The sequence below is a fragment of the Caulobacter segnis genome, assembly GCF_003243465.1.
GTDB lineage: Bacteria > Pseudomonadota > Alphaproteobacteria > Caulobacterales > Caulobacteraceae > Caulobacter > Caulobacter segnis_A.
The window spans coordinates 22,431-49,147 of sequence record NZ_QFQZ01000008.1; the positions used below are offsets into that span (position 1 = coordinate 22,431).

Consider the following 26,717-nt stretch of genomic DNA (forward strand, 5'->3'; position numbering starts at 1 on the left):
ATGTTCGCTCAGCTGTTTCGAGAATTCTGGTGGCTGATCTTCCCGCTTTCGGCCTTCGCGTTCGGCGCCTGGCGGAATTGGCTGACCTACCGGGCCAACCGGGAGATGCTGGACCTGATCAAGACCTACGCCGCCTCCGGCCGCGAGCCCCCTCCTGAGCTTCTGGCCAAACTCAACGCACCCTGGCGGGACTGCGACGGCGACGAAGAGCGCCCGCGTCATGCTAGGCGTTGGCGCCGCGAGCGGACCTGGTACCGGGTCGTGCTGTTCGGAACGCTGAGCAGCGGTTTCGCCTTCGCCGCCGCGACCAATATCTACGGCGCGGGCGAGGCGTTCACGATCGTGGCCTTCGTGCTGGGCTCGATCTGCTTGGCGACGCTGGTCCAGGTTCTGCTGGATCGGAACGGTCCGACCGTCTGATGGACGCCGCGCTCGTCAAGCAGGCGCGCGCGGGGTCCCAGGCCGCCTTCGCCCGCCTGGTGGCGATCCACGAAAAGCCCTTGCGGGGTTTCCTGCGCAAGAGCGGCTGGATCGACGCCGACGATATCGCCCAGGAGGCCTTCGTGGCGGCGTGGGCGGGACTCCACAGGCTGCGCGACAACGACGGCTTCCGGGCCTGGCTCTACGGCGTGGCCTGGAAGAAGGCGCTATCCCAGCGACGCGGCACCCAGCGCGCGGCGGCGCGCGACGAGGCCTGGCGCGGCGAGCAGGAGCTTGAGGCCGCCGCCGGGGTCGGCGCGGAGGACCGTCTGGCGCTGGAGAAGGCGTTGGCGACCTTGCCGGAGGACCAGCGGGCCTGCGTCACCCTGTGCCTCGGCCAGGGCTGGTCGCACGCCGAGGCCGCCGAAGCTCTGGGGCTTCCCCTCGGCACCGTGAAATCGCATGTTACCCGTGGCCGCGAGCGGCTGCTGTCGGTTCTAGGAGGCGCGTCATGAGCCTGGACGATCAACTGTCGGCCTTCCTGGGCGAGACACCCAAGCGGAGCCGCGCCGATCTCATTGCGCTGGAGGTGATGCAGCGCGCCGAGCGGCGGGCTTTCGTCGAGCGCCTGGTGCTGAGCGCGATCGGGGCGGGGGTCGTGGCGCTGGTGCTTTGGGCTTGCGCGCCGGTCCTCAACGTCGCGGTTTTCACGATCGCGCCAAGCCTGGTGTCTATCGCGTCCGTCCTGACGATCGCGGCGGCGGTCCTGCTGATCGGCGCGCCGTCGCTGTGGAGCCAGTCGCTCACTCCGCGACGCTGATCTCGCCTTACGAAAGTTTCATCCCGGCGGGCGCCTCCAAACGGAGCCTTGAACGCCTCTTACTCATGAAAGCGGCGCTGGGGGCGTCGCTCCGCGAAATGGAGGTTGGCCCATGGGTCCCGATATCGTCGTTCCCGTCGTTGGTTGCATGATGATCGTCGCCATCGTCGTCTTGCCCTTCTACTTCAAGAGTAAGGAGCGCCGCGAAATGCAGGCCACGATCCGCACTGCGATCGAGAAGGGCCAGCCGCTTCCGCCCGAGGTCATCGAGACCCTGACCAAGAGCGTGAAGCTGCCTCCGAGCCGTCTGCGCGACATCCGCACGGGCGTGATGTGGCTGGCGGTGGGGTTGGGACTCGCCGCCTTCGGGGTCGTGATCGGCCGCGAGGAGGGCGAGGCTCTGACTCCGCTGCTGGCCGTCGCCTGTATGCCCGCCTTCATCGGCGTGGCGTACATCATCCTCAGCTTCTTCAATCCGAACAAGGAGCCGCGGGTCTAGCGCCCGTCGCCTTGGGAGGGGCTTGAAACCATGGGCGCGCAAAGCCCGCCAACCGGTCACGACATCGAGCTCGCCGCCAAGGCGGCGGGCGGCGATCGCCAGGCCTACGGAGAGCTGGTCCGGCGGCACGGCTCGGCCGTGCGCGGCCTGCTGCGGCGGCTGGGCGCGGACTCCGCGACGGCCGACGACCTGGCCCAGGACGCGTTCATCGCCGGCTTCGAGCAGGTGGCTGATTTCCGCGGCGAGGGAACCTTCGCCGGCTGGATCAAGAAGATCGCCGCGCGGCTCTATCTGAAGAAGGTCAAGCGCGAGGCGCGACTGATCTTCTCGGACACGGTCGAGCCGGTCGAGGAATTCGGCCGCCAGGACGCCTCCGGCGACGCCGCCCGTCGGATCGACCTCGACGACGCGCTGAAGGCGCTGTCGCGCGGCGAGCGACTATGCGTCTCGCTTTGCTATGGCGCCGACTGGTCCCACGGCGAGGCGGCGGAGGCCTTGAATATCCCGATCGGCACGGTCAAATCCCATGTCAAACGTGGTCTGGATAAACTCCGGGCGAAGCTCGCCCGACCTGAGGAAGGGGCGAGGAGGGAAGCGCATGGCTGAACCCGATTTCGAAGCCCAGCTGACCCGGCTGTTCGCCGAGCCGCCGTCGTTTCCGGACGCGGCGCTTTTCAACGCCGAGGTCGCGGCCAAGCTGGATCGCGGCTGGGCGATGCGGCGCCTTTTCATCGGCGGCGCGGGAACCGTGGCGGGCCTGTTCGGCGCCTTCCAGATCCTGTCTTCGCGCTTCGCGGACGAGATTGCGCAGCTGTCTCGCAACGGCGGCCACAACCTCGAAGCCGAGTACAGCGCGGGCGTCGCCAAGATCAACGCCGTTCTGACCACGCCCGCCAGCGCCGAAGCCGTCTGGTTGGCCGCCGCCCTGGCGGTGGTGGCCCTGGCTTTCGCGGTCACGCGGATCGTCGAGGAGCTTTAGTCGGCTTATCACTGTTCATGTTGCGGCGCGGCGCGATCCGGCCCACAAACGGCGCCCAATCGCGTTGCCTGAGGAGCGTTGGTCCTGTCCGCTCACCGTGAAGAGACGGTTCGCCGTCTGGCCGCCCCCGACATCGCCGCGCGTAAAGGCGGCAAGCCGATCGTCTGCCTGACCGCCTATACCGCGCCGGTCGCCGCGGCGCTGGACGAGTCCTGTGACGTTCTGCTGGTCGGCGACTCGGTCGGCATGGTCGTGCACGGCCTGCCCAACACGGTCGGCGTCACCCTGGACATGATGATTCTGCACGGCCAGGCGGTGATGCGCGGCTCGCGCAAGGCCATGGTCGTGATCGACATGCCGTTCGGCTCCTATGAAGGGTCGCACGAGGAGGCCTACGCCAACGCCGTGCGGATCATGAAGGAGACTGGCGCCCAGGCCGTGAAGGTCGAGAGCGGCCAGACGGTGCCGGCGACGATCGCCTATCTGACCCAGCGCGGCGTGCCGGTCATGGGCCACGTCGGCCTTCGCCCCCAGGCCGTGCTGCTGGAAGGCGGCTTCAAGGCCAAGGGCAAGGACGAGGCTGGCCGGGCCAAGGTGCTGGAGGAGGCGCGCCTGACCGCCGAGGCCGGCGCCTTCGCCATCGTGGTCGAGGGCGTGGCCGAAGGCTTGGCCCGCGAGGTCACCGAGGCGGTCAGCGTGCCGACCATCGGCATCGGCGCGTCGGCGGCGTGCGATGGCCAGGTGCTGGTGGTCGACGACATGTTGGGCCTGTTCGACTGGACCCCGAAGTTCGTCCGCCGCTACGCCGACCTGAAGGGCGAGATCGAGCGCGCGGCGCGCGAATTCGCCCGCGACGTACAGGACCGCAGCTTCCCCGGCGAGGCCGAGACCTATTTCGCCAAGAAGGCCTGATCTGCTCAGGATCGATCCGCGACCGGCGGGCGTTGCGGCAGGGCGCGGCACGCTATAGGTTCGCCGCCTCGGCTGGCGGCCCTTCGCCCGCCACAATCTGTCTTACACCAGCGATGTCGGCCGGGTTCGTGCGCGGCGTCGTTTGGTTCTAGCGCCTGTTTCGGAGCGTCGTTTCGTGGTCGATGTTTTTGACGAAGTCGAAGAACAGCTTCGGGCGGAGCGTTATCAGTCGCTCGCCGTCAAGTCGCTGCCGTGGGTGGCGGCGGCGGTCGCCGCGGCTGTGATCGGCGTCGGTGGCTACTGGGGTTGGAAGTCCTACCAGACCAGCCAGGCCGACAAGGCCTCGGAAGCCTACCAAGCGGCGCTGGAGACCGCCCAGAAGGCCGGCCCGGACAAGGCGTTCGGCCAGTTCAAGGCGGTCGCGGACGGCGGCGCGCGCGGCTACAAGGCCCTGGCGCTTCTGCAGATGGGCGACATCCGCATCGAAGAGAACAAGACCAAGGAAGCCGTCGCCTATTTCGATGAAGCGGCCAAGGCGGCGTCCGATCCCATTCTCGGCGACCTGGCTCGCCTCAAATCCGCCTTCGCCCTGATGGACACCGCTTCCTACAAGGACATCGAGTCGAGGTTGACGCCTTTGGCGGGGGAAAAGAGCCCATACCGCGTGTACGCCAAGGAAGCGCTGGCCTTCGCCAAGCTGCAGGCCGGCGATGTCGCCGGCGCGCGCGGCGACTTCGTCGTGCTGGCCAACTCGCTGGACAACACCTCCGAGGAGGTTCGTCAGCGCGCCCAGGCGGCCATGCAGCTGATCGACTCGGGCACCGCTAAGGATCTGGCCGCGGCGGTGAAGGCCGCCGCCAGCCTGCCCGCCATGCCGCCCATGGGCCAGCTTCCGCCCGCCGGGGCCCCTAACGCCGCCCCCAACGCCGCCCAATGAGCCGCCTGATGATGTCCAAGCGTTCCGTCGCCCTGGTGGCGCTGATGTCGGCCTCGGTGGCCGTCAGCGGCTGCTCGACGGTCTCCAAGCTCAATCCGTTCGACAAGAGCGACAAGAACAAGAGCACCGCCAGCCAAGGCCAGCGGATTTCGATCATCGCCTTCGACCAGAAGGTTGAGGCCAACGAGTCGCTGAAAGGCGCTGACTTCTTCCTGCCCGACCCCGTCGCTCAGACGGAGTGGCGACTGCCGGGCGGCAACCCCGAGCAGTCGATCGAGCATGTCGACGCGGGCAAGGCCTTCGAGATCGCCTGGAAGCGGGGCTTCGGCAAGAAGGGCGGCCGCACGTTCCACGTCACCGCCCCGCCGGTTTCGGCGGGCGACCGCATCTATGTGATGGACGGCGCGGCCGAGGTGGCGGCGCTGGACGCCAAGACCGGCTCGACCGTCTGGCGCAAGGATATGCGTCCGGCCGCCGGTCCGACCAAGAAGGGCGGTTTCCTGGGGCTGATCCCCAAGAAGAACGATCGCCTGGGCTTTGGCGGCGGTCTGGCCCTCGGTCCTGACAACAAGCTCTATGTCGCGTCGGGCTTCCGCTTTGTCGCCCAGGTCGACGCCGCGAGCGGCGCGCTGGGCTGGACGCAACCGGCGTCGACCCCGATCCACGCCGCCCCGACCGTCGTTGACGGCCGCGTCTTCGTGGTGTCGACCGACAACGAGCTGCTGACCTTCGACGCCGCCACCGGCGCGCCGGGCTGGACCTACCAGGCGCTCAGCGAGCCCGCGCGGATTCTGGCCGCCTCGACCCCCGCTGTCAGCGGCGACACCGTGGTCGCCGGCTTCGCCTCGGGCGAACTGGTGGCCCTGCGGGCGGCCAACGGCAACGACCTCTGGAGCGAGGCGCTCAGCCGCGCCAGCCGCACCAACGCGCTTTCCGAGATCCGCGACATCCCCGGCCGTCCGGTCATCTACAAGGGCGACGTCTTCGCGGTCAGCCACTCGGGCGTGTTCTCGGCGACCGACCTTCGCACCGGCCAGGCGCGCTGGAGCCTGCCGGTCACCGCCATCACCACCCCGTGGGTCGCCGGCGACGTGGTCTATGTCGTCGACAAGGCTGGCCAGGTGATCTGCGTGTCGCGCGAGAGCGGCTCGGTCTACTGGATCCAGGACCTCAACAACACCGAGGCCCTGACCAAGAAACAGAAGAAGAAGCGCGCCAAGCATCCGATCCTGTGGTCGACGCCGATCCTGGCCAATGGTCGCCTGATCACGGTGTCCAGCCAAGGCGAGGCCGTGGCGCTGAACGCCAAGACCGGCGCCAAGGAAAAGACCCTGAAGATCGGCTCGCCCGTCCTGATCAACCCGATCGCGGTGGGGAACATGATCTATGTGGTCACGGACGACGCCGAACTGGTCGCCATCCGCTGATCCTCGGCCCCTCTTAGGGGGGCGGAAAGACAATCAAACGCCTTCGGGCCCGGGACGGTGAGAGCCGGCCCGGGCCTTCGCTTTTGCGAAGAGGGCGAAAATCGACTACTGGACGCCTATGCCTTTGAAACTCGCCATCGTTGGCCGCCCGAATGTGGGCAAGTCCACGCTGTTCAATCGTCTGGCCGGCAAGAAGCTGGCCATCGTCGACGACCAGCCGGGCGTCACGCGCGACCGTCGCTACGCGGACGGCCGCCTGGGCGACCTGGACCTGCAACTGATCGACACCGCCGGCTTCGAGGACGTCGCCGACGAGAGCCTCGAAGCGCGCATGCGCGCCCAGACCGAGCTGGCGATCGAGGAAGCGGATCTGTCGCTGTTCATCTACGACGCGCGCGAAGGCGTCACCCCGCTGGACGAAGTGTTCGCCACCCTGCTGCGCCGTCGCGGCAAGCCGGTGATCATCGCCGCCAACAAGGCGGAGGGCAAAGCCGGCCAGTCGGGCATCGGCGAGGCCTACAAGCTGGGTCTTGGCGAACCGATCCCGATCTCGGGCGAGCACGGCGAAGGCATGGCCGAGCTCTATGCCGCCATGCTGGAGGCCGTCCCCCCAGAGCTCTACACGGGCGACGACGAGGACGAGGACAAGCCGATCCGCCTGGCGATCGTCGGCCGTCCGAACGCCGGCAAGTCCACCCTGATCAACCGCCTGATCGGCGAGCAGCGCCTGCTGACCGGCCCCGAGGCCGGCATCACCCGCGACTCCATCTCGGTGGACTGGGTGTGGGGCGACAAGAAGGTCCGTCTCGTCGACACCGCGGGCCTACGCAAGAAAGCCAAGGTCCAGGAGAAGCTTGAGAAGCTCTCCACCCAGGACACGATCCGCGCGATCACCTTCGCCGAGGTCGTGGTCCTGGTGATGGACGCCACCCATCCGTTCGAGATCCAGGACCTGCAGATCGCCGACCTGACCGAGCGGGAAGGGCGGGCCCTGGTGTTCGTGCTGGCCAAGTGGGACCTGATCGAGGATCAGGCCGGCACCCTGGCCGCGTTCCGCGAACATGCCGAGCGGATGCTGCCCCAGGTGCGCGGCGCGCCGGTCGTAGCGCTGTCGGGGGAGACTGGCAGCGGCGTCAACAAGCTGATGCCGGCCGTGCTGAAGATCCACAAGGACTGGTCGACCAAGGTCAAGACCCGCGACCTGAACGACTGGCTGCAGATGGCCATGCAGCGCCATCCGCCGCCGGCCGTCAGCGGCCGCCGGGTGAAGCCGAAATACATGGCCCAGACCAAGGCCCGTCCTCCGACCTTCGTGCTGTTCTCCAGCCGCGCCGACCAGATGCCCGACCATTATCGGCGCTATCTGATCAACTCCCTGCGCGAAAGCTTCGACCTGCCGGGCGTGCCGCTGCGCATCACCATCAAGTCGGGCGCGAACCCTTATGCCGACGGCGAGGCCAAGGGGCACAGCGGCCGGGGCAAGCGTGAGTTCGAACGTCGCGAGCGCGAGGAGGAGCGCATCCGCGCCTCGCGCAACACGGTCAAGAAGTCCAAGCGCCTGGCGGACGAAGCCGCCGCCAGGGCCGCTGCGGAAGCGGGGCTGCCCGATCCGACGGTGAAGGCGCCGGTCAAGAAGAAGGCCGCTGCCGCCCCGAAGGCCGCGCCGAAGGTGGCTTCCGCGGACGCGCCGACCGCCGAACCTGGCAAGGCCGCCGTCAAGTCGGTGAAGGCCAAGGGGCCGCGCGCCCAGAAGAAGGTCTCGACGACGCCCAGCTACAAGGTCGGCGCCAAGTCGGCCGGTGGCAAGGCTGGGGCGCCGCGTCGGCCGACGGCCGGATCAAGGACCGTGCGTGGCAACACTGGGCCTGGCCGCCCCAAGGGACGTTAGAGGCTAGAACTCCTCCCAGTCGGTCGAGGGCGCAGCGGCGGCCGATCCGGGACGGGCGAAGGCGCGCACCCGCGCTTGCTGCTCGGCCACTGGATTGCGGGCGGGCGCGTGGCGCTCCACCCGCGCCGGTTCGGGGCGAGCCGGCGCGCCGATCTGGAACCGGGCGATCTGGCGGGCCAGATCCTGGGCCTCGCCCTTCAGGGCGGCCGAGGCGGTGTTGGCTTGCTCGACCATCGCCGAATTCTGCTGCGTCACCTGGTCCATCTGGTTGACCGCGGCGTTGACCTGATTGAGGCCCGTGGCCTGCTCTTGCGACGAGACCGCGATCTCGCGGATCAGACCGTTGATCTCGCCCACCTTGGCGACGATGCCGCTCAGGGCCTCGCCGGTGTCGCCGACCAGGCGAACGCCACGCTCGACCTGCGCCGTGCTGCTGGCGATTAGGGTCTTGATCTCCTTGGCCGCGTCGGCCGAACGCTGGGCCAGGGCCCGGACCTCCTGGGCGACCACGGCGAAGCCCCGGCCGGCTTCGCCGGCGCGCGCGGCCTCGACGCCGGCGTTGAGGGCCAGCAGGTTGGTCTGGAAGGCGATTTCGTCGATGACCCCGATGATCTGGGTGATCTGTCCGGACGACTTCTCGATCTCGCCCATCGCCGCGACCGCTTCGCGCACCACCTCGCCCGAGCGGTCGGCGTCCGCGCTGGCCGTCGCCGCGACGCCGGAGGCCTGCTGCGCGCCGTCGGCGCTGCGCTTGACGGTGGCGGTGATCTCGTCGAGCGCGGCGGCCGTCTCCTCGAGGCTGGCGGCCTGCTGCTCGGTGCGCTTGGACAGGTCGTTCGAGGCGCTCGCGATCTCGCTGGAGCCGTTCTCCATGCCACGGGCGGCCTGGGCGATCGCGGTCATGGCCTCCTTGAGGCTGTCGATGGCGGCGTTGTAGTCCTGCTTCAAGCGCGCGTAGCGGCCATCGAACTGGGCCTCGATACGGGCCGTCAGGTCGCCCGCCGCCAGGCGTTCCAGGCTTTGGGCCAGCGTCGCGACAACACTCTCTTGCTCTCGCAGCGACTGTTCCCGCAGCGCTTCGCCCTGGCGACGCTCGACCTCGACCTCGGTGACGTCGGCGGCGAACTTGATCACCTTGATCGGCTTGCCGGCCTTGTCGAAGATCGGGTTGTAGGAGGCCTGGATCCAGACCTCGCGACCGCCCTTGCCGATGCGGACAAACTTGTCGGCCAGGAACTCTCCGGCGTTCAGGCGACGCCAGAACTCCCGATACTCGGCGCTGGCCGCGTAATCGGCGGCCACGAACAGGCTGTGCGACTTGCCCTGGATCTCGCCAAGCGTATAGCCGAGGGCCTTGAGGAAGTTGTCGTTCGCCGTCAGGACCGTGCCGTCCAGAGCGAACTCGATCACCGCCTGGGACCGCTGGATCGCGTTCACCACACCTTCCAGGTCGGCCAGCTTGGTCGAAAGTTCGCTATCTGCGCGACGGGAGGAGAACAGCGCCATCTTGGGTCCCTGCGGTGACTTAGGGCGCAAGCAGTCGGGCGGGTTTCCTTAATGTCGCGCTAAGATTAACGCCCGCTAGCGCAAAGTCGCGAAACAACGTTCTGACTTGGCGATTCAGGGTGGCATTTCGCCGGCGCTGACAACCCTGGCGGGCCGGGCGCGCGAATCGCTTCAGGCGTCGATGCTCGGCGCTTCCTGGCCACGGTCCTTGAAGCGCACGACGCCCTTGGGCGCGTCGCGATCCGGGCGGACCAGGTCGACGACGAACGGGACGATGCTCTCCGGAGCCGGCACCGTCTGGGGGTCTTCGCCCGGGAAGGCGCCGGCGCGCATCTTGGTGCGCATGGCGCCAGGATCGACGCAGAAAGCGCGGACGGACGTGTTCTCCATCTCGTCGGCATAGACGTCGACGACGGCCTCCAGCGCCGCCTTGGTGGCCGCGTAGACGCCCCAGAACGCCGGGCGCGTGCGGGCGACGCTGCTGGAGAAGAACAGGGCCCGGCCGGCGTCCGAGGCGCGCAGCAGCGGGTCCATCGAGCGGATCAGGCGCCAGTTTGCCGTCAGGTTGGTGCTCAGCACCATGTCCCAGCCCTTCGGCTCCAGATGGCTGACCGGGGTGAGCGGGCCGAGCAGGGCGGCCGCCCCGACCAGGATGTCGAGCTTGCCCCAGCGCTGGTGGATTGCCGCGCCCAGATGATCAAGGCCGTCGGCCTCGCGCAGGTCCAGCGGGACCAGGGTCGCGCGCTCGCCGGTGGCGGCGAGGATGGCGTCGTCCAGGGCCTCCAGGGCGCCTTGGGTGCGGCCGACGGCGATCACATGCGCGCCGGCCTTGGCCAGGCCCAGGGCGACCGCCTCGCCGATGCCGCGCGTGGCGCCGGTGACGAGGGCGATGCGGCCGGCGAGCGGCTTTTCGGAGTCGATAGTCATGGCGCGGGTTCTAGAGCAGGGGGCGGCAAACGTAAAACCGCGATCAGCCCTTAAGCTTCCTTGGTCTGCTTGGCGTAGTGCTGGGCGATGACCGAGCATGCCATCAGCTGGATCTGGTGGAAGATCATCAGGGGCAGGACGATGACCCCGGCGGTCGGGCCGGGGAACAGGATCCCGGCCATCGGCACGCCGGTCGCCAGGCTCTTCTTCGAGCCGCAGAAGGTGATCGCCTTCTCATCCTCGGGGGAGAAGCCTAACGCCCGCGCGCCGAAGGTGGTGGCCGCCAGGACGATCGCCAGCAGCGCGCCGTTGACGGCCAGCAGGATCAGTAGCTGCAGCGGCGAGATCTTGTGCCAGATGCCGCCGACCACGGCCTCGCTGAACGCCGAATAGACAACCAGCAGGATCGAGCCTCGGTCGACATAGCCGATCAGGCCCTTGTGTTTGGTGATCCAGGCGCTGACCAGCGGGCGCGCCAACTGGCCGGCGATGAAAGGCAGCAGCAGCTGGACGACGATGTCGCGCACCGACTGCCAGCCGCCCGCCGCGCCGCCTTGGGTGTGCATCAAGAGGCCCACCAGCACCGGCGTGATGAAGATGCCGAACAGGTTCGAGGCGCTGGCCGCCACGACGGCGGCGGCGACATTGCCGCGCGCGATCGACGTGAAGGCGATCGACGACTGCACCGTCGAGGGCAGGCAGCACAGAAACAGGATGCCCGCCGCCAGGGTCGGCGGCAGGACGCCGATCTTGCTGATGACCAGACCCAGCACCGGGAACATCACGAAGGTGAAGGCCAGGATCAACAGGTGCAGGCGCCAGTGGGTGACGCCCGCCACGACCGACTCCCGCGACAGCTTCGCGCCATGGAGGAAGAACAGCAGGGCGATCGCCAGCTTGACGACGATCGACAGACCGTGCGCCGCCTCGCCTCGCACGGGCAGGATCGAGGCCAGCACGACCATGCCGAACAGGGCGATGACATAAGGCTCGAGCTTCAGCTTCTCGAGCAGACCCTTCAGACCCATGCGGGCGGCGGCTTTATGCGCTGACCAGCAGCGACAGCTGCTTGTCGTTGGCTTCGTTGCGGCCTTCGGCGATCTCGCGATCCGTCAGGCGGGTCGGATAGTCGCCGGTGAAGTAGTGGTCGGTGAACTGCGGCGCCGCCGGATCGCGAGGACCGGCCTCCAGGGCGTCGTAGAGGCCCTCGACCGACAGGAAGCCCAGGCTGTCCACTTCCAGGAACTTGGCCATCTCTTCCAGCGACTTGTTGGCCGCCAGCAGCTGCTCGCGCTCGGGCATGTCGATGCCGTAGAAGTCGGGCCACTTGATCGGCGGGCTGGCCGAGCGGAGGTGGACCTCGGTGGCGCCGGCCTCGCGGACCATGCGGACGATCTTCAGCGAAGTGGTGCCGCGCACGATCGAGTCGTCGATCAGCACCACGCGCTTGCCGGCCAGGATGGCGCGGTTGGGGCTGTGTTTCATGCGCACGCCCAGCTCGCGGACGCCCTGGGTCGGCTGGATGAAGGTGCGGCCCACATAGTGGTTGCGGATAATGCCCATCTCGAAGGGCAGGCCGCTTTCCTGGGCGTAGCCCAGCGCTGCCGGCACGCCGCTGTCCGGCACCGGCACCACGACGTCGGCCTCGACGCCGGTCTCCTTGGCCAGGTTGCGGCCCATGCGCTTGCGCACGCCATAGACCGAGCGGCCGTTCACGACGCTGTCCGGGCGGGCGAAATAGACATACTCGAAGACGCAGGGCCGGGCGGCCTTGGTCTGGAACGGCTTGGTCGAGGTGACGCCGGTCTCCTCGATCACCACCATCTCGCCGTGCTCGATGTCACGCACGAAGCGGGCGCCGATCATGTCGAGGGCGCAGGTCTCCGAGGCCAGGACGGGCTTGCCGTCCAGGTCGCCCAGCACCAGCGGGCGGATGCCCAGCGGGTCGCGGACGCCGATCATCTTCTTGTTGGTGATGGCCACCAGGGCGTAGCCGCCCTCGATCTGGCTGATGGCGTCGACGAAGCGGTCGACGATCTTGGCCTTCCGCGAGCGGGCGATCAGGTGAAGGATCGCCTCGCTGTCCGAGGTCGACTGGAAGATCGCGCCTTCCTGCACCAGGCGCTCGCGCAAGGTCAGGAAGTTGGTCAGGTTGCCGTTGTGGGCGATGGCCACGCCGCCGGTCTCGAGATCGGCGAACATCGGCTGGACGTTGCGGATGAAGCTGCCGCCGGCCGTCGAGTAACGGGTGTGGCCGATGGCCATGTTGCCGGGCAGGCGCTGGACGAGGTCGGAGCCGGTAAAGGCGTCGCCGACATGGCCCATGTGGCGTTCGGTATGGAAGCGGTTGCCGTCGAAGGCGGCGATCCCGCAAGCCTCTTGGCCGCGATGCTGCAGGGCGTGAAGGCCCAGCGCGGCGATGGCGGCCGCGTCACGCGCGCCAAAGACGCCGAACACGCCGCACTCGAGGCGAAGCGTATCGTCCTCGGGATCGCGCCACGGGGCGGACGAATAGCGGTCGGTCGACTGGCCCAGGAAGCTCATCGCGATTTCTCCACCAGATCGTCGAGGTCCCGACGCTGGTTCCTATCATAGCCTTTTCCCGACGATTTCTCGCCGGACGTATTGTCGCCGTCGTCCTCGGTCCCCTCGTGGACGGCGTCCTTGATCGCAGGGGCCAGCTTGCCGGCCAGGGCCTTGCCCTTGGGGGCGAAGACCTTGAGCGCTTTGCCGCTGACTTCGGACAGCGGGTAGAACAGCGAGTCCTCGACCCAGTGCGGCATCCGATCCGGCGGCGTCGCCAGGTGCAGCAGAAGGTTGAAGACGCCCAGCACCACGCAGGCGCGGACCAGACCGAAGGTCGCGCCGATGGCGTTGTCCGCGGTCCCGCCGGCCGAGCTCTTCTGCAGCTTGGCGGTGACCCGAGCGCCGATCAGGCGGAAGATCAGGAAGAAGATGACGAAGACCACCAGCACGGCGGCGCCGGTGGCGGCCCAGTCGGGGTCCATGAGCTTGCGGAACAGCGGTCCCGTGATCCGCAAGCCAAAGAGGGCGATGGCGGCCGCGAACAGGAACGACAGGGCCGAGGTCAACTCGCGCGAAGCGCCGCGCAGCCAGCCGGTCACGCCCGAGATCAGCAGCAGCAGGCCGGCGATGATGTCGAAAGGCGTCACGTCAGGCTCGTCCAGATCTCGTCGCCGATCCGGCGCACGGCGTCGGCCAGGCGGGCCACGCCCGCGACCGGCAGCGATCCGCCGCCCTCAGGCAGGCCGGCGAGCGGTCCCAGCGCCCGGCCAAATCCCAATTTCGCGGCTTCCTTCAAACGAGTCTCCATCCGGCTGACGGGCCTGACTTCGCCCGACAGACTGACTTCGCCGAACACGACGCAGTCCTGGGGCAGGGCGACGTCCAGGGCGGAAGAGGCCAAGGCCGCCGCCGCCGCGAGATCCGCCGCCGGTTCGGTAATGCGCAGGCCGCCGGCGACGTTCAGATAGACGTCCTTGTCGCCAAAACCAAGGCCGCATCGGGCCTCGAGCACGGCCAGCACCATGGCCAGGCGTCCGGAATCCCATCCGACGACCGCGCGGCGCGGCGTTCCGTACGCGGAAGGCGCGACCAGGGCCTGGAATTCCACCAGGACGGGCCGGCTGCCCTCGATGCCGGCGAACACCGCCGCGCCAGCGGCGCGCTCGCCGCCTTCGTTCAGGAACAGGGCCGAGGGGTTCTTCACCTCGCGCAGTCCGACGTCGCCCATCTCGAATACGCCGATTTCGTCGGTGGCGCCGAACCGGTTCTTGGCGCCGCGCAGGATGCGGAACGGGTAGCCGCGCTCGCCCTCGAAGGCGAGGACGGCGTCCACCAGGTGCTCGACCACGCGGGGGCCGGCGATCTGGCCGTCCTTGGTGACGTGGCCGACCAGCAGGATCGCTACGCCCTTCTTCTTGGCCAGGCGCACCAGCTCGGTGGCGCAGGCTCTGACCTGGGTCACGGTGCCGGGCCCGGCTTCGTGGGCGTCACTCCAGAGCGTCTGGATCGAGTCGATGACGACCAGATCGAAGTTGTCGCGCTTCAGGCCATCCAGGATGTCGCGCAACGAGGTCTCGGCGGCCAGGCTGACATTCGATTTGGCCAAGCCCATCCGGTCGGCGCGGCCGCGGATCTGCTCGACAGCCTCTTCGCCCGAGATGTAGGCGCAGGAGACGCCGCGCGCGGCGGCGCTGGCGCAGACCTGCAGCAGCAGGGTGGACTTGCCGACGCCCGGGTCGCCGCCGATCAGGATGGCCGAGCCGGGCACCACGCCGCCGCCGCAGACTCGGTCGAACTCGTCGACGCCGGTGAGGATGCGCGGGGGCGGGGCGGTCTCGCTCTCCAGGCCCGTGAACTGCAAGCCGCGCACGCGCGTCGCCTTGGTCGTCGACAGGGCGCCGGGCGGCTTGGCGCCGACCTCCTCGACCAAGGTGTTCCAGCTTTGGCAGGCGGGACATTGTCCGGACCACTTGGTCTGAACCGCGCCACAGGACTGGCAGGCGTAGACGGCGCCGTCGCGGGCCATGAGGTCTCCTGATTCTCGGATGCGTGGAGACTACAGGCTGGCGGGCGGCTGCGCCAAAGCCGGACGCAGGCCTTAGCGGTAAATGCGCCGGGCGCGCGGGGCGATGTTGGTCAGCAGCTCGTAGGCCGTGGTGCCGGCGGCCGTCGCGGCGTCGTCGATCGGCATGTGGATCCCCACAAGCTCGACCATGGCGCCAGGACGGGCGGCGTCGCAGTCGGTGATGTCGATCGCCATCAGGTCCATCGAGACGCGGCCCAGCATTTGGCGGCGCGCGCCGTCGAACCAGACCTGGCCCTTCGGATGGCTCGAGCGCGGCACGCCGTCGGCATAGCCGGCGCCGACGATCGCGATGCGCGTGGTCTCGGGCGCGATCCAGGTCGCGCCGTAGCCGACCGTCTCGCCGCGCGGCACGACCCGCACCTGCAGGATCGGGGCCTCGACGGTGGCGACGGCGCGGATTTCGGGATGCGGGCGACCTTCGGGCCCTCCGCCATAGAGGCTGACCCCCGGTCGGGCCTGGTCGAAGCGGTAGGCCTTGCCCAGGAACAGGCCCGCCGAATTGGCGAAGCTCTTGCGGGCGTTGGGGAGCAGGGCGACGGCTTCGGTGAAGCGTTCCAGCTGCCTGGCGTTCATCGGGTGGTGGGGAGCGTCGGCGCAGGCCAGGTGGCTGATCACCAGCTCCACATCCAGGCGCTTGAGGCGGTCCATGGCCCCCAGCAGCACCTTCAGCTCCTCGGGGCGCAGGCCCAGGCGGTTCATGCCGGTGTCGAGGTGCAGGGCGGCCTTCAGGCGACCCGAGCGGGCCTGGGCGTTCCAGGCCTCGATCTGCGGCAGGCTGTTGAGCACGGGTGTCAGGCGCGCGGCTTCAAGGGCGTCGCCGGCGCCGGGCGTGGCGCCGTCGAGGACGTAGATCGACGCTTCGCGATCGCCGAGCGCCGCGCGCAGCGCCACGCCCTCGGCAAGCCGCGCGACATAGAAGGATCGGGCGCCTTCGGCCCATAGGCGGTCGGCGATCTGCGCCGCGCCGAGTCCATAAGCGTCGGCTTTCACCGCCGGCGCGACCTCGGCGTCGCCGGCGCGCGCCTTCAGGGCCGAGTAGTTGGCGGCGAGGGCGTCGAGGTCGATCGCAAGGCGGGCGTCGTGGAGGTCGGTCACGCCCGTGGGCGTAGCCGACGCGGGCCGGCGGTTCAACGGTTTAGCCGTGATGGGCGGCCATGAACTTGGCCACCAGGCTCTCGGCTCCCGACGCGATGATCTGAACGCCGATGCACAGCAGCAGGAAGGCGACCAGCCGCGAGAGGACCCGCGCGCCGGCCGGACCCAGCATCCGCATCACCCGTTCCGAGGCGCTGTAGAGAAGCCAGACCATGATCGCGACCAGGGCGGCGGCCAGGCTCGCGCCGATGAAGAACGGCGCCACGGCGTCGCCCTCGGTCGGCCGCTGGGAGGAGAGGGCGATGGCGACCGAGATCGAACCAGGGCCCGTCGTGAACGGCATGGTCAGCGGGAAGAAGGCGACATCTTCGCTGCTCTGGGCGGGCTCGGTCTGGCTGGTCTTGCGTTCCTCGTTTTCCTGCGGGTCCATCAGCAGGCCCCAGGCGCGGATCGCCACGACAAGGCCGCCGGCCACGCGCAGGGCGCCGAGACTGACGCCGAAGAAGTTCAGGATGTAACCGCCCAGCAGCAGCGAGCCGAGCAGCACCAGGAAGGCGTAGAAGCCGATCTGCCGCGCCAGCTTCAGTCGCTCCTCGCGCGCGCGGCCCGACATCGCCTGGTGGAAGATCAGCGAGGCGCCCACCGGATTGACGATCGAGAACAGCGCCGGGAACGCGATCAGGAACGCGCCGACGAGGCTGGATGTGGGCAGAGGGCTGAAGTCCATGCGACTCGTCTGGGCAAGGGGCGAGGCGGGGACGGTGGCTTGGCGGCGGCCTTTTCGTCAAACACCCAAACACCGTTTTCCCCGGCGAATGCCGGGGCCCAGATACATCCTCAGCGGTTTAGGTGGGTTCGCCATTCGCTAGCGCCCCTTTCCGCGGCTTTGTTTCCTCGATCTGGGCCCCGGCATTCGCCGGGGAGATCGGGGCGATAGATCACTCGTCCGACGGAATGTTCCGCGCCTGGGCGAAGTAGTGGTCCTTGGCCAGATTGCCGAAGCGGGTGGTGTCGCTGTTGAACGACAGGCGCACGGTGCCGATCGGGCCGTGACGCTGCTTGGCGATGATCACCTCGGCCAGGCCGTGCAGGCGGTCCATCTCCTCCTGCCAGGTCAGGTGTTCGGGCGTGCCTTCACGCGGCTCGGCGCGGCCGACATAGTAGGCCTCGCGGTACACGAACCAGACCATGTCGGCGTCCTGCTCGATCGAGCCCGATTCCCGAAGGTCGGAGAGCTGGGGGCGCTTGTCGTCGCGGGCTTCCACCTGACGCGACAGCTGCGAGAGGGCGATGACCGGACAGGCCAGCTCCTTCGCGAGCGCCTTGAGGCCCATGGTGATCTGCGAGACTTCCTGCACCCGGTTGGCGTTGGCGCCGAGGTCCGAGCCGGTGACCAGCTGCAGGTAGTCGACCACGATCAAGTCAAGGCCGACCTGGCGCTTCAGGCGGCGAGCGCGGGCGGTTAGCTTGGCGATCGAGATACCACCGGTGGCGTCGATATAGAGCGGCGCTTCCTGCAGCTCCATGGCCGCGTCGCGGACCCGGCCGAACTCGCTAGCGTCGATCTCGCCCTTGCGCAGCCGGTCGCCCGACACGCCCGAGGCGTCGGCCAGCATACGCAGAGCCAACTGCTCGGCGCTCATTTCCAGCGAGTAGAAAGCGACCACGCCGCCCTGGACCGTCTTTTTGGTGCCGTCGGGCTGGATTTCGTAGGCGTATTTCTTGGCGATGTTGAAGGCGATGTTGGTCGCCAGCGCCGTCTTACCCATCGAGGGACGACCGGCCAGGACCACCAGGTCGGAGGGGTGCAGGCCGCCGATCTTCTGATCGAGGTCAATCAGGTCGGTGGCGATGCCCGACATGCCGCCGTCACGGCTGTAGGCCTCGGCGGTCATTTCGACCGCGCCGCGCAGGGCGTCGCCGAACGAGACGAAGCCGGAGGAGGCCGCGCCGCTCTCGGCCAGGCTGTAGAGCTGCTGTTCGGCCGCTTCGATCTGGTCGCGGGCCGCGCGCTTCTCGTCGCCGCCGCCCTGGGCGGCCGTGGCGATGTCGCCGCCGATGCGGATCAACTCGCGGCGCAGGGAGAGGTCGAAGATCACCCGCGCGTAGTCGCCCACGTTTGCGGCGGGCGGGGCGCGATCGACGAGGTCGGCCAGATAGCGCAGGCCGCCCAGCTCCTGGAACGCCGGATCGTTCTTGAACTCGTCGGCCAGCAGGATCGGCTCGGCCAGCTGGCCCTTGCGGACGTGGGTCTCGATCGCCTGGAACAGGCGCTGGTGGAAGGGCTCGTAGAAGCAGCGAGCCTGCAGGTTGTCGCTCAGCCGCTCGTAGGCGGCGTTGTCGTAAAGCAGGATCCCGAGCAGCGCCTGCTCGGCTTCCATGTTGTGGGGCGCCACGTTGATCGTGGGCTCTTCGATCGGTGGGCGCAGGTCGAGCGCGGGTACGAGAGACATCATCGGAAGTTAACGCTAGGCGACTTTCGACGCGCGGGGGGAGTTGGTCCGGCGAGTCAGATGAGCGGGGATATTCTGTGTATGTTCTGAGTCCGCGATCGTGCAAGCGCACGGGCCTGGGAGGGCGTCCGGTCCTGACGTAGGGGGCAAGGCAAAGGGCGCGGAGATCGCTCTCCGCGCCCTGCAGGGTGGCGTCGCCGACGCTTACCAGTTGACCGCGATACGGCCGTACAGATAGCGCCCGTTGAAGCCGAACGGCGAGAAGCTGGAGAAGGGGTTCCCGCCGCTGGTGTTCAGGTTCGGCGGGACCTGGTCCGGGTACTGGTCGAACAGGTTGTCGGCCCCCAGCGACACGGTCGTGTGCTCGCCGAAGCGATAGCGGGCTTCCAGGTCGACGATGCCTTGCGTGCCGGTGTGCCAGTCGCCGCTGCCGTCGGCGGCGGTGCCGGGCGCCAGGACGTCGTCATAGAGCGTGGTGCGCAGGGTGGCACCCCATGGACCCTTGCTCCAGTCGCCCTGCAGCGAGACCTTCCACTCCGGCGTGCTCTCCTCGAAGCGCAGGGTGGCCTGGCGCGCGAACAGCGAGACCGGGGTCGGCAGGACGCTGGTGGTCGGCGTGCGGCGAACGTCGAAGTTGTTGATGTTACCGGCCGCCGTCAGGTCGAACGTGCCGGCCTGATCGTCGAGGATCCGATAGCGGGCCACCACGTCCAGGCCGACGGTCTTGGTGTCGACGCCGTTGGTGAAGTAGCGCGCCGCCGAGGCGCCGTAGGGCGCCAGGAGGTCGAAGATCACCCGGGCGTTGGTTCCCGCCGCGGCGGTGGCGCTGCCCGTCAGGGTCTCGGTCAGGACGATGCGGTTGTCGACGTCGATGCGGTAGGCGTCGACCGTCAGCTCGAACGGGCCCTTGTGGAACACCGCGCCGAGCGAGAAGTTCTTGGACTTCTCGGGCTCCAGCGGCTTGCCGCCCAGGGCGCGGCCGACCGCGCTGACCGACGGATAGGTGCCGGTCTCGAACGGCACGGCCGTGGTCACGCCGCCGACGTTCTGGTTGATGTACAAAATCGAGGTCGAGGTGAAGTACTGCTGCTGCAGGCTCGGCGCGCGGAAGCCCGTGGAGACCGCGCCCCGGATCGCGAACGCGTCGGTGAAGTCGTAGCGCGCCGACAGCTTGCCGCTCGTATTGGTCCCGAAGTCCGAATAGTCCTCGTACCGGACGGCGGCCGAGCCGGTCAGCTTTTCGGTCAGCTTGCCCTCAAGGTCGAGATAGACGCCGACCGCGTCGCGATCCACGTCGATGGCGTTGCCGGGCGTGAAGCCAGTGAAGCCGCGCGAGCCGAAGGCCAGGGTGGGCGACACGGTCCCGCGGGCGTAGGAGGCGACTTCCCCGGCGTTGATCTGGAACGTCTCGCGACGCGCCTCGACGCCCCAGGCCACGTTCAGCGGTCCGGCCAGGCCGACATCGAACTCACGGCTGGCGTCCAGGCCGAACACCAACTGGTCATAGGTCAGGCCGCCGGCCTGGAAGCTTGTCGGCGAGGTCGGGCCGTACGACGGGTTCAGGGTGTTCTTGACCCCGAAGTCGATGTCGTTCTTGCCGTAGACGAGGTTGGCGTCCAGCTTCCAGCCCGCCAGGTCGCCGCGCAGGCCGATGGCCGCCGTCGCGTCCTCGGTGTTGGTCGTGATCAGCGGCAGGTAGCCATTGGGATAGACGCTGGGGATGTTCTGGCTGGCGTCGGTGGGCAGGCGGTAGGTGGCCGAGGCCTCGGCGTCACGCTGCTGATAGCCGTACCAGCCGTATAGCTCCCAGCCGTCGCCGATCGGCTTGCCGGCGTTGGCGTAGAAGCTGACCTGCTCCAGGTCGGGATCGCCGAAGCGCGACGTTACGCGGCGGGGCGTCACCCGCGTGTCGATGTCGCTGCGATTGGTGAAGTTGCGGTCTAGGTACTCGGCAGAGAGGGTCAGGAAGCCGTCGGAACCGAGCTTAAGCCCCTGCCACCCGGCGACCGTGGTGGTCAGGCCGTCGCGGCGCTTGTTTTTCTGGCCGGTCTGCAGGCCGTCGAAGCTGGTGATGTATTTGCCGGTGGTCACGGTCGCGCCGCCGCCGTGATCGGCTTCGCGCAGGCGCAGATTGACCACGCCGGCGATGGCGTCCGAGCCATATTGGGCCGAGGCGCCGTCGCGCAGCACCTCGATGCGGTCCAGGGCGACCGACGGGATGGCGTTCAGGTCGACCGAGGTCGAGCCGCGCCCAACCGAGCCATTCAGATTGACCAGGGCGGTCGTGTGGCGGCGAGCGCCGTTGACCAGCACCAGGGTCTGGTCCGGGCCCTGGCCGCGCAGCACGACGGGCCGCACCGAGTCGGTGCCGTCGGTGTTGGATGGGCGCGGGAAGTTCACCGAGGGGACCGTGGCCGCCAGGGCGGTGGCCAGCTCGGTGGTTCCGCGCTGTTGCAGAGTCTTGGCGGTGACGACGTCGACGGGCGCCAGGGTGTCGAGGCGCGAGCGGCCCGCGACGCGCGTGCCGGTGACGACGATCTCCTCGACGTTGGTGTTGTCGTCCTTGGCCGGCGCGGTCTGGGCGTGGGCCATGCTGGAAACGGCCGTCAGCGAGGCGGCGGCCAGAAGCAGATGTCTGTAGCGCATGAGAATTCCCCTCTCGTGGCCGGGGCGTGGACATGCGTCTTCTCGCCCCGAGGCGGGGGTCTCGATAGCCCCCATGGCGAACATGGGATTGCGAGGGGATGGGCACAAGCTGAACATTTCTACGCTGCGGCGCAGAAAAAAACGGCGCGGATTGCTCCGCGCCGTTCTCTTGAAACGTTCAGATCCCTTACGGGTCTTAGGCTTCGTAGTCGCCTTCTTGCGAGCCGGCGCCGCCTTCCAGGAGGTCCTGGGCGGCTTCGGCTTCGGCGGCGCGTTCTTCTTCGAACTGCGAGGCGATGACGTTCTCGCCGCGCGCTTGGCGCTCGGCTTCGTCTTGGCTGCGCGCGATGTTCAGGGTGACCGTGATGGTCACTTCGGCGTGCAGCTTCACCTTCACTTCGTGGACGCCGAGCGTCTTGATCGGCTTGTCCAGGACGACCATCGAACGGTCGACCTTGCCGCCTTCGGCGCGGATGGCGTCAGCCACGTCGCGACCGGCGACCGAACCGTACAGCTGGCCGCTTTCGCCGGCTTGACGGATCAGGACGTATTGCGTGCCGTCCAGCGCTTCGCCGTTCTTGGCGGCCGCTTCGCGGTTCTTCACGTTGCGGGCTTCGATCTCAGCGCGCTGAGCTTCGAAGGTGGCCAGGTTCGCCTTGGTGGCGCGCAGGGCCTTGACGCGGGGCAGCAGGGAGTTCCGGGCGAAGCCGTCCTTGACGGTGACTTCGTCGCCGAGGACGCCGGTGCCTTCAACGCGTTCGAGCAGAATGACTTTCATCGTGGCGTCTCCCTTACTTCACGACGTAGGGGAGCAGAGCCAGGAAGCGGGCGCGCTTGATGGCCTTGGCCAGTTCGCGTTGCTTCTTGGCCGACACCGCGGTGATGCGCGACGGCACGATCTTGCCACGTTCGGAGACGTAGCGCTGCAGCAGCTTCACGTCCTTGTAGTCGATCTTCGGCGCGTTGGCGCCCGAGAACGGGCACACCTTGCGGCGACGGAAGAACGGACGGCGGGCGCCGCCAGCGGCGGCGGCCGGAGCGCCGGCTTCGGGAGCAGTCGTATCGGTCATGATCTTTCTTCTCCCTTACGCCTGAGCGCCGAAGTCTTCGCGCGGACGCTCGGGACGGTCGCCGCGATCGCGACGGGCCAGCACGGGCGACAGCTCGAGGTCCAGCTCTTCCACGCGGATGGTCATGAAGCGCAGCACATCTTCGTTGATGAGCAGCTGGCGCTCCATTTCCTTCACGGCCGGCGCCGGGGCGTCGATCGCGAGCAGGGAATAGTGACCCTTGCGGTTCTTCTTGATGCGGTAGGTGAGGTTACGCAGGCCCCAGTACTCGATCTTGGCGATGTGACCGCCATTCTCTTCGATCAGGGCTTTGAGTTGCTCGTTCAGAGCTTCGGCCTGTTGCGGCGAGATGTCCTGCCGCGCGATGACCACGTGTTCGTAGAACGCCATGTTTTCCTTCTTCCGTTGTGGAAGGCGGCGCGGCCGACGACGGAAGTCCGTCGACCACGATGGATCCGGCACGCCGAGCGGGGAAACCCCGGTCCCGGATGGGTGCGTGCAAGACCGCCTTCCGTGAGAACGCGCGCTATTACAGAAGATGGGCTCGAAAGGCAAGGAAGCTTTCGGCCTTGCTGCTCCTGGTTGAGCGGGGCTAGAGCTTTGCCTTTCAGCGGGGAGGGACGTCGAATGCGCAAGACTCTTATGGTGTTGGCGCTGGTCGCCGCGGCATTGGCGCCCACGGTCGCCTTGGCCGAGCCTTCGGCCAAGGCCTTGGCGCTGACGAAGCGCATGGTGGCCGCGATGCACGTCGATGAGACCATGGCGCCGATTATGCGGTCGATGACGCGTCAGCAATTCGAAGGCGTCGTTGCGCAGCAGAAGGGCTTGAACGATCAACAGAAGGCCGCGTTGAGCCGGGCCGTCGCCGAAACAATGGAAGAGAGCCTGAATGACGGGCTCATGCAGAAGGTCATGGATAAGCTCATTCCGGCCTATGCCGAGGTCTATACCGAGCAGGAGCTCCAGGCCCTCGTGGACTTCTACGAAAGCCCGATCGGCCAGTCCGTGCTTCGCAAGATGCCGCAACTCGGGTTGGTCGCCGGAAAGGCCATGGGCGAGATAATGCCTGGAATGATGGCGGACATGACGGCTCGCATGAGCAAGAAGTTGGAAGGCTTCGATAAGCTAGGGAAGTAGCCGACTTTAGATTGAGCCGAGCGAAACCTGTGCTAGGTAAGGCGCTATGAGAGGCGTGAGCATTCCTCTGATTGCTTTGACGGTCGGCTTCATGCTGGCTGGCGTTGCGCGCGCGGAACTCGTGCAGAAGCCCGCCATGTCGGTCTCGGCTAAGAACGGCCGCTTCGCCGGCTATTCGGCCGCCCTTCCGCTCGATCTCTCCACAGACACCGAAAAGGTCGCCCTGACGGTCAAGAGCACCGGGACGATCGAGAAGCCGACCTATGGCCTCGACCTCAACCTGACCCAGAAGCCGGACGACGACAGGATCGGGCAGCGTTCGCTGGCGCTGGGCGCCTCGTGGAACGATCAGGAGGCCAAGCTTCGGTCTTCGATGTCGAAGATGTTCGGCTTTGGCCTCCTGCCGCGCGCCAATTACGTGCGGGTGTCCATGGACATGGACGCCAGCCAGGCGATCGCCGTGCCGAACAAGGTGCCGGTGGCGCGCGCCAATATCCGCTCGTCCCTGACCCTCGACGGCAAGCCCATCGGCTCGATCGCGTTCGGTGGCGGCTCGCGGGGCGAGGAGGGGGTCGATCTGTCCCTCACGCGACCGTTCGACATCCCGGCCGAGTTCACGGTCAGCGTGCGCGGCGTCAACAGCGACCGTGAGCAATGGCGGCTGCAGGACGCCCGCGCCATGGTCAAGCTGGTGAAGGCAAGCTGGTAGCCGCAAGCTTGCGGTCCTTGCGCGCCGTGACCTCGGCGAACCGCTTCAGATACTCCGGGTGCTCGGTACCCATCCGCTTGTCCCACCAGGTGAAATAGAGGCCGTAGTTCCAGCCCGCCTGGGCGTGGTGCAGGTCGTGGTGGGTGACCGTCGTCAGCCAGGGGATCAGAGGCCGACCATCCTTGCGCGCGGGGAACAGCTCGTAGCCGGAATGGCCGATGGTGTTGCGGACGATCTGGTGCAGCATGAACAGGCCCACCACCGGCCATTGTGTCGGGACCAGGATCATCCAGAGGGGGACGAACACGCCGTTGATGAACGCTTCGCCTAGGTCGAAGCTATAGGCCGTGAACGGCGAGGGGTTGTTCGACCGGTGATGCCGCCGGTGGAAGCTGCGGAACAGCCGCCGGTCGTGGATCAGCCGGTGGGTCCAGTAGAACCAGGCGTCGTGGGCGATGATCATCAGGACAAGGCTGGTCCAGAACCAGAGCGGTCCCCAGCTCTTGGCGATGTAGGGGCCGGGCAGCAGCCCGGCGCGGAACAGGGCGAAGGTCAGCAGGCCGACCGTCGAGAAGATCATGATCGAGCGGATCGAGACGGCGAACTCGGTTAGCAGTTGCCGTGCCGGCGGGCGGCTGTCGCGGATCTTCCGGCCGGCCAGGGGGACGGCCAGCACGACCCATAGGGTCAGCCAGACGCCGACCGAGAAGATCACATAGCGGGTCACGTCGACCTGCATGGCGCCCAGCCATTGGCGGCCGAAGGCGAGAAGTGTGTCGAGCATCGAGGGGCTCCTTGGCGATGAACCTCGCCAGGAAAGTCTCGGTCGGACGGCGGGTCTCGCCGTCCGCGAAATCAGGCCCGTTTGTCGGCTTTCGGCGCGGCTTGGGCGGTTTCGACCAGGCGCAAGTGGGCGATGGGCGGGGTGGCCTGCTGGCGCCAGGCGGTCGGGGTGACGCCGAAAGCGGCGCGGAAGGCGCGGTTGAACGGACCCAGCGAGCCGAAGCCGTGCTCATAGGCGATGGTCGAGACCGACTTCAGGGCCTGCTCGGGATCGGACAGGGCGGTCTTGGCGGCCTCAATGCGCCGGCCGTTGACGTAGTCGGCGAAGTTGCGGTGTCCCAGCGTGCCGTTGATCAGCTTGCGCAGGCGATGCTCGGGCGCGCCGACCAAGGCGGCCAGGCTTCCGATCGACAGATCCTCGCCACGCCAGACTTCGTTATCGTTCATGGCCTTATCCAGCCGCGCCAGGATCAGGCGGTCGGCGGGGGTGAGGTCGAGGGTCTCCGACCGGGCCGCCCCCGGCGATGTCTCACTCGGCGCCGCGACGAGCTGCGGTTCGGCGCGGAGCAGGACCAGCGTCGTGCCCAGGGCCAGGACGGCGAGCAGGGCGGCTTGGGCGAGATCGACGACGTCATGCGGCAGGTCGTTCAGCCAGCCCATGTCCCTGGCGGCGACCTCCAGCACATACACGCAGGCCGATACGGCCAGGATGGGTCTCAGGCGCCGACGCTGCGGGACGAGGTCGCCGCGCCAACCGCGCCAGGCCACCAGCAGGATGTGGGTCACCATCATCATCTGCATGGCGATGTAGGCGCCCCAGATGGTCTCGCACCAGGCCTTCGGCGCGACCTGGGCCGAGAGCCAGAACAGGAAGGCCGCCGCGGGCGCCGCGAAGCGCCAGGGCGGTGGGCGCGGCCTGTCCTCAAGGAGGTCCAGGGCGAACATCCAGAACAGCCCCGCGCCGATGACCGAGGCGGCCCACAAGGGATCAAATCTCTTGAGCTCCGGCCCCCACGCGCTGATGACGTGGGCGATGACGCCCAGGAAGAACGTCGCGCCAAGCCAACGGGTGGGAGAGGGGCGAGGCGTCGCCGCCAGAACGAGGCCGCTCGCGGCGAAGCCGCCGATGGCCACGCCGCGCACGATCGCATCGATTTCCATCAGATCGGTCATGGCCGATCATGGCCGCCGGCGCGCGCGAGCTTCAACCCGCGCGGCTGGCTGAAAGCGCAAAAGGCTCGCTACTTCTTGGCGTTGTAGGCCTTCACCGCGCCCATGGTTTGCTGGACGTGGCCCATGAAGTTGCCGTCGGTGTAGCTGAGCAGGATCTTGCCGTCGGGCGCGATGACGTAGGAGGTGCGGTTCGACCAGTCCGGCTTCACGGCCAGGGCGACGTCATAGGTCTTGACCAGGGCCTTATCGGCGGCGGCGACCGCGAACTTGTCGCGGCAGTGTTCCTTGGAGAAGTCCTTGATGCGGTCGACATTGCCGGCCGTGACGCCGATCACCGTGGCGCCCAGCTTTTCGAACTCGGGCGTGGCCTCGGCGAACTCATGCGCCTCGGCGGTGCAGCCCGAGGTGTAGGCGGCCGGGAAAAAGTACAGCACCACCGGGCCCTTCTTCAGGGCCTTGGCGAGGTTGAAGTCGAAATCCTTGCCGGCCAGGGCGGCCTTGGCGCTGAAGTCCGGGGCCTTGTCGCCGACCTTCAGGGCGGCCAGGGCGGGGGACGCGAAGGCGAGGGCGGCTGCGGCGACACCGGCGAGAACGGTCTTCATGGCGCGACTCCGAAAGAATGATGGCCCCGCTACGGGGGCGTGCGCACTTTGGACGTGGCCGCGCTGATTGCAAGCACTGGTCGCCTCGCGCCGCCGCACTTGCTCGCCAGCCGGGTTTCCCC

At 67.9% G+C, this 26,717-nt stretch carries 28 protein-coding genes; 12 read left to right on the plus strand and 16 right to left on the minus strand.

Annotation, left to right across the window (positions count from 1 at the left end):
• The 10 genes from DI526_RS04355 to der all read left to right on the plus strand — a co-directional run bounded on the left by DI526_RS04355 (position 1) and on the right by der (position 7,882).
• A complete protein-coding gene (locus DI526_RS04355) occupies positions 1–420 on the plus strand; it encodes a hypothetical protein (RefSeq protein WP_304274484.1) in 420 nt (139 codons plus the stop codon).
• Positions 420–935 (plus strand): RNA polymerase sigma factor, encoded by a 516-nt coding sequence (locus DI526_RS04360; RefSeq protein ID WP_304274487.1) that lies wholly within the window; start codon positions 420–422, stop codon positions 933–935. Before DI526_RS04355 ends, DI526_RS04360 begins: the two co-directional genes overlap by 1 nt.
• Positions 932–1,240: a hypothetical protein gene (locus tag DI526_RS04365; RefSeq protein WP_304274489.1), complete on the plus strand. Its 309-nt coding sequence runs from the start codon at positions 932–934 to the stop codon at positions 1,238–1,240. Before DI526_RS04360 ends, DI526_RS04365 begins: the two co-directional genes overlap by 4 nt.
• Before the next feature lie 112 nt (positions 1,241–1,352).
• On the plus strand, positions 1,353–1,739 hold the full coding sequence (locus DI526_RS04370; protein ID WP_304274493.1) for a DUF6249 domain-containing protein: 387 nt from the start codon (positions 1,353–1,355) through the stop codon (positions 1,737–1,739).
• A 30-nt stretch (positions 1,740–1,769) separates the two neighbouring features.
• A complete protein-coding gene (locus DI526_RS04375; protein ID WP_304274496.1) occupies positions 1,770–2,345 on the plus strand; it encodes an RNA polymerase sigma factor in 576 nt (191 codons plus the stop codon).
• Positions 2,338–2,718 (plus strand): hypothetical protein, encoded by a 381-nt coding sequence (locus DI526_RS04380; protein ID WP_304274498.1) that lies wholly within the window; start codon positions 2,338–2,340, stop codon positions 2,716–2,718. Before DI526_RS04375 ends, DI526_RS04380 begins: the two co-directional genes overlap by 8 nt.
• Positions 2,719–2,802: 84 nt before the next feature.
• A complete protein-coding gene (panB, locus tag DI526_RS04385) occupies positions 2,803–3,630 on the plus strand; it encodes a 3-methyl-2-oxobutanoate hydroxymethyltransferase (RefSeq protein ID WP_304274666.1) in 828 nt (275 codons plus the stop codon).
• A 175-nt stretch (positions 3,631–3,805) separates the two neighbouring features.
• Entirely contained in the window at positions 3,806–4,567 is a 762-nt protein-coding gene (locus DI526_RS04390; protein ID WP_304274500.1) for a tetratricopeptide repeat protein, read from the plus strand.
• A complete protein-coding gene (locus tag DI526_RS04395; RefSeq protein ID WP_304274502.1) occupies positions 4,564–5,994 on the plus strand; it encodes a PQQ-like beta-propeller repeat protein in 1,431 nt (476 codons plus the stop codon). The genes DI526_RS04390 and DI526_RS04395 overlap by 4 nt, the downstream gene beginning before the upstream one ends.
• Before the next feature lie 118 nt (positions 5,995–6,112).
• Positions 6,113–7,882 carry a ribosome biogenesis GTPase Der gene (gene der / locus DI526_RS04400; protein WP_304274505.1) on the plus strand — a complete coding sequence of 590 codons (1,770 nt, stop codon included), beginning with the start codon at positions 6,113–6,115 and terminating at the stop codon, positions 7,880–7,882.
• Between the two features lie 3 nt (positions 7,883–7,885).
• On the opposite strand, the gene DI526_RS04405 is transcribed toward der, so the two are convergent.
• From DI526_RS04405 to rpsF, 13 genes are all read right to left on the minus strand, one after another.
• Complete coding sequence (locus DI526_RS04405) at positions 7,886–9,388, minus strand: PAS domain-containing methyl-accepting chemotaxis protein (protein ID WP_304274508.1); 1,503 nt, start codon at positions 9,386–9,388, stop codon at positions 7,886–7,888.
• A gap of 171 nt (positions 9,389–9,559) precedes the next feature.
• Positions 9,560–10,315, minus strand: coding sequence for an SDR family NAD(P)-dependent oxidoreductase (locus DI526_RS04410; RefSeq protein ID WP_304274511.1), 756 nt, complete (start codon positions 10,313–10,315; stop codon positions 9,560–9,562).
• A gap of 50 nt (positions 10,316–10,365) precedes the next feature.
• Complete coding sequence (locus DI526_RS04415) at positions 10,366–11,343, minus strand: bile acid:sodium symporter family protein (RefSeq protein ID WP_304274515.1); 978 nt, start codon at positions 11,341–11,343, stop codon at positions 10,366–10,368.
• Positions 11,344–11,356: 13 nt separating this feature from the next.
• The gene (gene purF / locus DI526_RS04420) at positions 11,357–12,859 is read right to left on the minus strand and encodes an amidophosphoribosyltransferase (protein WP_304274520.1); all 1,503 of its coding nucleotides are present in this window, start codon (positions 12,857–12,859) and stop codon (positions 11,357–11,359) included.
• Positions 12,856–13,488 carry a CvpA family protein gene (locus DI526_RS04425; protein ID WP_304274522.1) on the minus strand — a complete coding sequence of 211 codons (633 nt, stop codon included), beginning with the start codon at positions 13,486–13,488 and terminating at the stop codon, positions 12,856–12,858. The genes purF and DI526_RS04425 overlap by 4 nt, the downstream gene beginning before the upstream one ends.
• Positions 13,485–14,867 carry a DNA repair protein RadA gene (radA, locus tag DI526_RS04430; protein WP_304274525.1) on the minus strand — a complete coding sequence of 461 codons (1,383 nt, stop codon included), beginning with the start codon at positions 14,865–14,867 and terminating at the stop codon, positions 13,485–13,487. The genes DI526_RS04425 and radA overlap by 4 nt, the downstream gene beginning before the upstream one ends.
• A 72-nt stretch (positions 14,868–14,939) precedes the next feature.
• On the minus strand, positions 14,940–16,022 hold the full coding sequence (gene alr / locus DI526_RS04435) for an alanine racemase (protein ID WP_304274528.1): 1,083 nt from the start codon (positions 16,020–16,022) through the stop codon (positions 14,940–14,942).
• Positions 16,023–16,062: 40 nt separating this feature from the next.
• Positions 16,063–16,749 (minus strand): MarC family protein, encoded by a 687-nt coding sequence (locus tag DI526_RS04440; RefSeq protein WP_304274531.1) that lies wholly within the window; start codon positions 16,747–16,749, stop codon positions 16,063–16,065.
• A 211-nt stretch (positions 16,750–16,960) separates the two neighbouring features.
• On the minus strand, positions 16,961–18,478 hold the full coding sequence (locus DI526_RS04445) for a replicative DNA helicase (RefSeq protein WP_304274533.1): 1,518 nt from the start codon (positions 18,476–18,478) through the stop codon (positions 16,961–16,963).
• Between the two features lie 201 nt (positions 18,479–18,679).
• On the minus strand, positions 18,680–21,121 hold the full coding sequence (locus tag DI526_RS04450) for a TonB-dependent siderophore receptor (protein WP_304274536.1): 2,442 nt from the start codon (positions 21,119–21,121) through the stop codon (positions 18,680–18,682).
• 196 nt (positions 21,122–21,317) lie between these two features.
• Positions 21,318–21,899 carry a 50S ribosomal protein L9 gene (gene rplI, locus DI526_RS04455; protein WP_304274539.1) on the minus strand — a complete coding sequence of 194 codons (582 nt, stop codon included), beginning with the start codon at positions 21,897–21,899 and terminating at the stop codon, positions 21,318–21,320.
• 13 nt (positions 21,900–21,912) lie between these two features.
• Complete coding sequence (rpsR, locus tag DI526_RS04460) at positions 21,913–22,191, minus strand: 30S ribosomal protein S18 (RefSeq protein WP_004615089.1); 279 nt, start codon at positions 22,189–22,191, stop codon at positions 21,913–21,915.
• A gap of 15 nt (positions 22,192–22,206) precedes the next feature.
• Positions 22,207–22,581, minus strand: a complete 375-nt coding sequence (gene rpsF, locus DI526_RS04465) for a 30S ribosomal protein S6 (RefSeq protein ID WP_013079423.1) — start codon at positions 22,579–22,581, stop codon at positions 22,207–22,209.
• Positions 22,582–22,818: 237 nt separating this feature from the next.
• Between rpsF and DI526_RS04470 the strand changes: the two genes are divergently transcribed.
• Together DI526_RS04470 and DI526_RS04475 are read left to right on the plus strand one after the other, a co-directional pair.
• On the plus strand, positions 22,819–23,328 hold the full coding sequence (locus DI526_RS04470) for a DUF2059 domain-containing protein (protein WP_304274567.1): 510 nt from the start codon (positions 22,819–22,821) through the stop codon (positions 23,326–23,328).
• A gap of 91 nt (positions 23,329–23,419) precedes the next feature.
• The gene (locus DI526_RS04475) at positions 23,420–24,037 is read left to right on the plus strand and encodes a hypothetical protein (RefSeq protein ID WP_304274669.1); all 618 of its coding nucleotides are present in this window, start codon (positions 23,420–23,422) and stop codon (positions 24,035–24,037) included.
• Here the strand turns inward: DI526_RS04475 and DI526_RS04480 are convergent.
• The 3 genes from DI526_RS04480 to DI526_RS04490 all read right to left on the minus strand — a co-directional run bounded on the left by DI526_RS04480 (position 24,012) and on the right by DI526_RS04490 (position 26,595).
• Positions 24,012–24,821: a sterol desaturase family protein gene (locus tag DI526_RS04480; protein ID WP_304274569.1), complete on the minus strand. Its 810-nt coding sequence runs from the start codon at positions 24,819–24,821 to the stop codon at positions 24,012–24,014. The genes DI526_RS04475 and DI526_RS04480 overlap by 26 nt on opposite strands.
• Before the next feature lie 71 nt (positions 24,822–24,892).
• A complete protein-coding gene (locus tag DI526_RS04485; RefSeq protein ID WP_304274572.1) occupies positions 24,893–25,993 on the minus strand; it encodes an AraC family transcriptional regulator in 1,101 nt (366 codons plus the stop codon).
• A 68-nt stretch (positions 25,994–26,061) separates the two neighbouring features.
• The gene (locus tag DI526_RS04490; RefSeq protein WP_304274573.1) at positions 26,062–26,595 is read right to left on the minus strand and encodes a peroxiredoxin; all 534 of its coding nucleotides are present in this window, start codon (positions 26,593–26,595) and stop codon (positions 26,062–26,064) included.
• Positions 26,596–26,717 lie beyond the last annotated feature (122 nt).

Excerpts from the sequence above, each read along its gene's own strand:
- DI526_RS04475 (WP_304274669.1), top strand. The coding sequence starts at position 23,420 with ATGCTGGCTGGCGTTGCGCGCGCGGAACTCGTGCAGAAGCCCGCCATG.
- DI526_RS04445 (WP_304274533.1), bottom strand. The coding sequence starts at position 18,478 with ATGATGTCTCTCGTACCCGCGCTCGACCTGCGCCCACCGATCGAAGAG.
- rpsF (WP_013079423.1), bottom strand. The coding sequence starts at position 22,581 with ATGGCGTTCTACGAACACGTGGTCATCGCGCGGCAGGACATCTCGCCG.
- der (WP_304274505.1), top strand. The coding sequence starts at position 6,113 with ATGCCTTTGAAACTCGCCATCGTTGGCCGCCCGAATGTGGGCAAGTCC.
- radA (WP_304274525.1), bottom strand. The coding sequence starts at position 14,867 with ATGGCCCGCGACGGCGCCGTCTACGCCTGCCAGTCCTGTGGCGCGGTT.
- rplI (WP_304274539.1), bottom strand. The coding sequence starts at position 21,899 with ATGAAAGTCATTCTGCTCGAACGCGTTGAAGGCACCGGCGTCCTCGGC.
- DI526_RS04380 (WP_304274498.1), top strand. The coding sequence starts at position 2,338 with ATGGCTGAACCCGATTTCGAAGCCCAGCTGACCCGGCTGTTCGCCGAG.
- DI526_RS04415 (WP_304274515.1), bottom strand. The coding sequence starts at position 11,343 with ATGGGTCTGAAGGGTCTGCTCGAGAAGCTGAAGCTCGAGCCTTATGTC.
- DI526_RS04490 (WP_304274573.1), bottom strand. The coding sequence starts at position 26,595 with ATGAAGACCGTTCTCGCCGGTGTCGCCGCAGCCGCCCTCGCCTTCGCG.
- purF (WP_304274520.1), bottom strand. The coding sequence starts at position 12,859 with ATGAGCTTCCTGGGCCAGTCGACCGACCGCTATTCGTCCGCCCCGTGG.
- DI526_RS04360 (WP_304274487.1), top strand. The coding sequence starts at position 420 with ATGGACGCCGCGCTCGTCAAGCAGGCGCGCGCGGGGTCCCAGGCCGCC.
- DI526_RS04410 (WP_304274511.1), bottom strand. The coding sequence starts at position 10,315 with ATGACTATCGACTCCGAAAAGCCGCTCGCCGGCCGCATCGCCCTCGTC.
- rpsR (WP_004615089.1), bottom strand. The coding sequence starts at position 22,191 with ATGACCGATACGACTGCTCCCGAAGCCGGCGCTCCGGCCGCCGCCGCT.
- DI526_RS04480 (WP_304274569.1), bottom strand. The coding sequence starts at position 24,821 with ATGCTCGACACACTTCTCGCCTTCGGCCGCCAATGGCTGGGCGCCATG.
- DI526_RS04405 (WP_304274508.1), bottom strand. The coding sequence starts at position 9,388 with ATGGCGCTGTTCTCCTCCCGTCGCGCAGATAGCGAACTTTCGACCAAG.
- DI526_RS04375 (WP_304274496.1), top strand. The coding sequence starts at position 1,770 with ATGGGCGCGCAAAGCCCGCCAACCGGTCACGACATCGAGCTCGCCGCC.
- DI526_RS04470 (WP_304274567.1), top strand. The coding sequence starts at position 22,819 with ATGCGCAAGACTCTTATGGTGTTGGCGCTGGTCGCCGCGGCATTGGCG.
- DI526_RS04450 (WP_304274536.1), bottom strand. The coding sequence starts at position 21,121 with ATGCGCTACAGACATCTGCTTCTGGCCGCCGCCTCGCTGACGGCCGTT.
- DI526_RS04485 (WP_304274572.1), bottom strand. The coding sequence starts at position 25,993 with ATGACCGATCTGATGGAAATCGATGCGATCGTGCGCGGCGTGGCCATC.
- DI526_RS04355 (WP_304274484.1), top strand. The coding sequence starts at position 1 with ATGTTCGCTCAGCTGTTTCGAGAATTCTGGTGGCTGATCTTCCCGCTT.
- DI526_RS04370 (WP_304274493.1), top strand. The coding sequence starts at position 1,353 with ATGGGTCCCGATATCGTCGTTCCCGTCGTTGGTTGCATGATGATCGTC.
- DI526_RS04395 (WP_304274502.1), top strand. The coding sequence starts at position 4,564 with ATGAGCCGCCTGATGATGTCCAAGCGTTCCGTCGCCCTGGTGGCGCTG.
- DI526_RS04365 (WP_304274489.1), top strand. The coding sequence starts at position 932 with ATGAGCCTGGACGATCAACTGTCGGCCTTCCTGGGCGAGACACCCAAG.
- DI526_RS04440 (WP_304274531.1), bottom strand. The coding sequence starts at position 16,749 with ATGGACTTCAGCCCTCTGCCCACATCCAGCCTCGTCGGCGCGTTCCTG.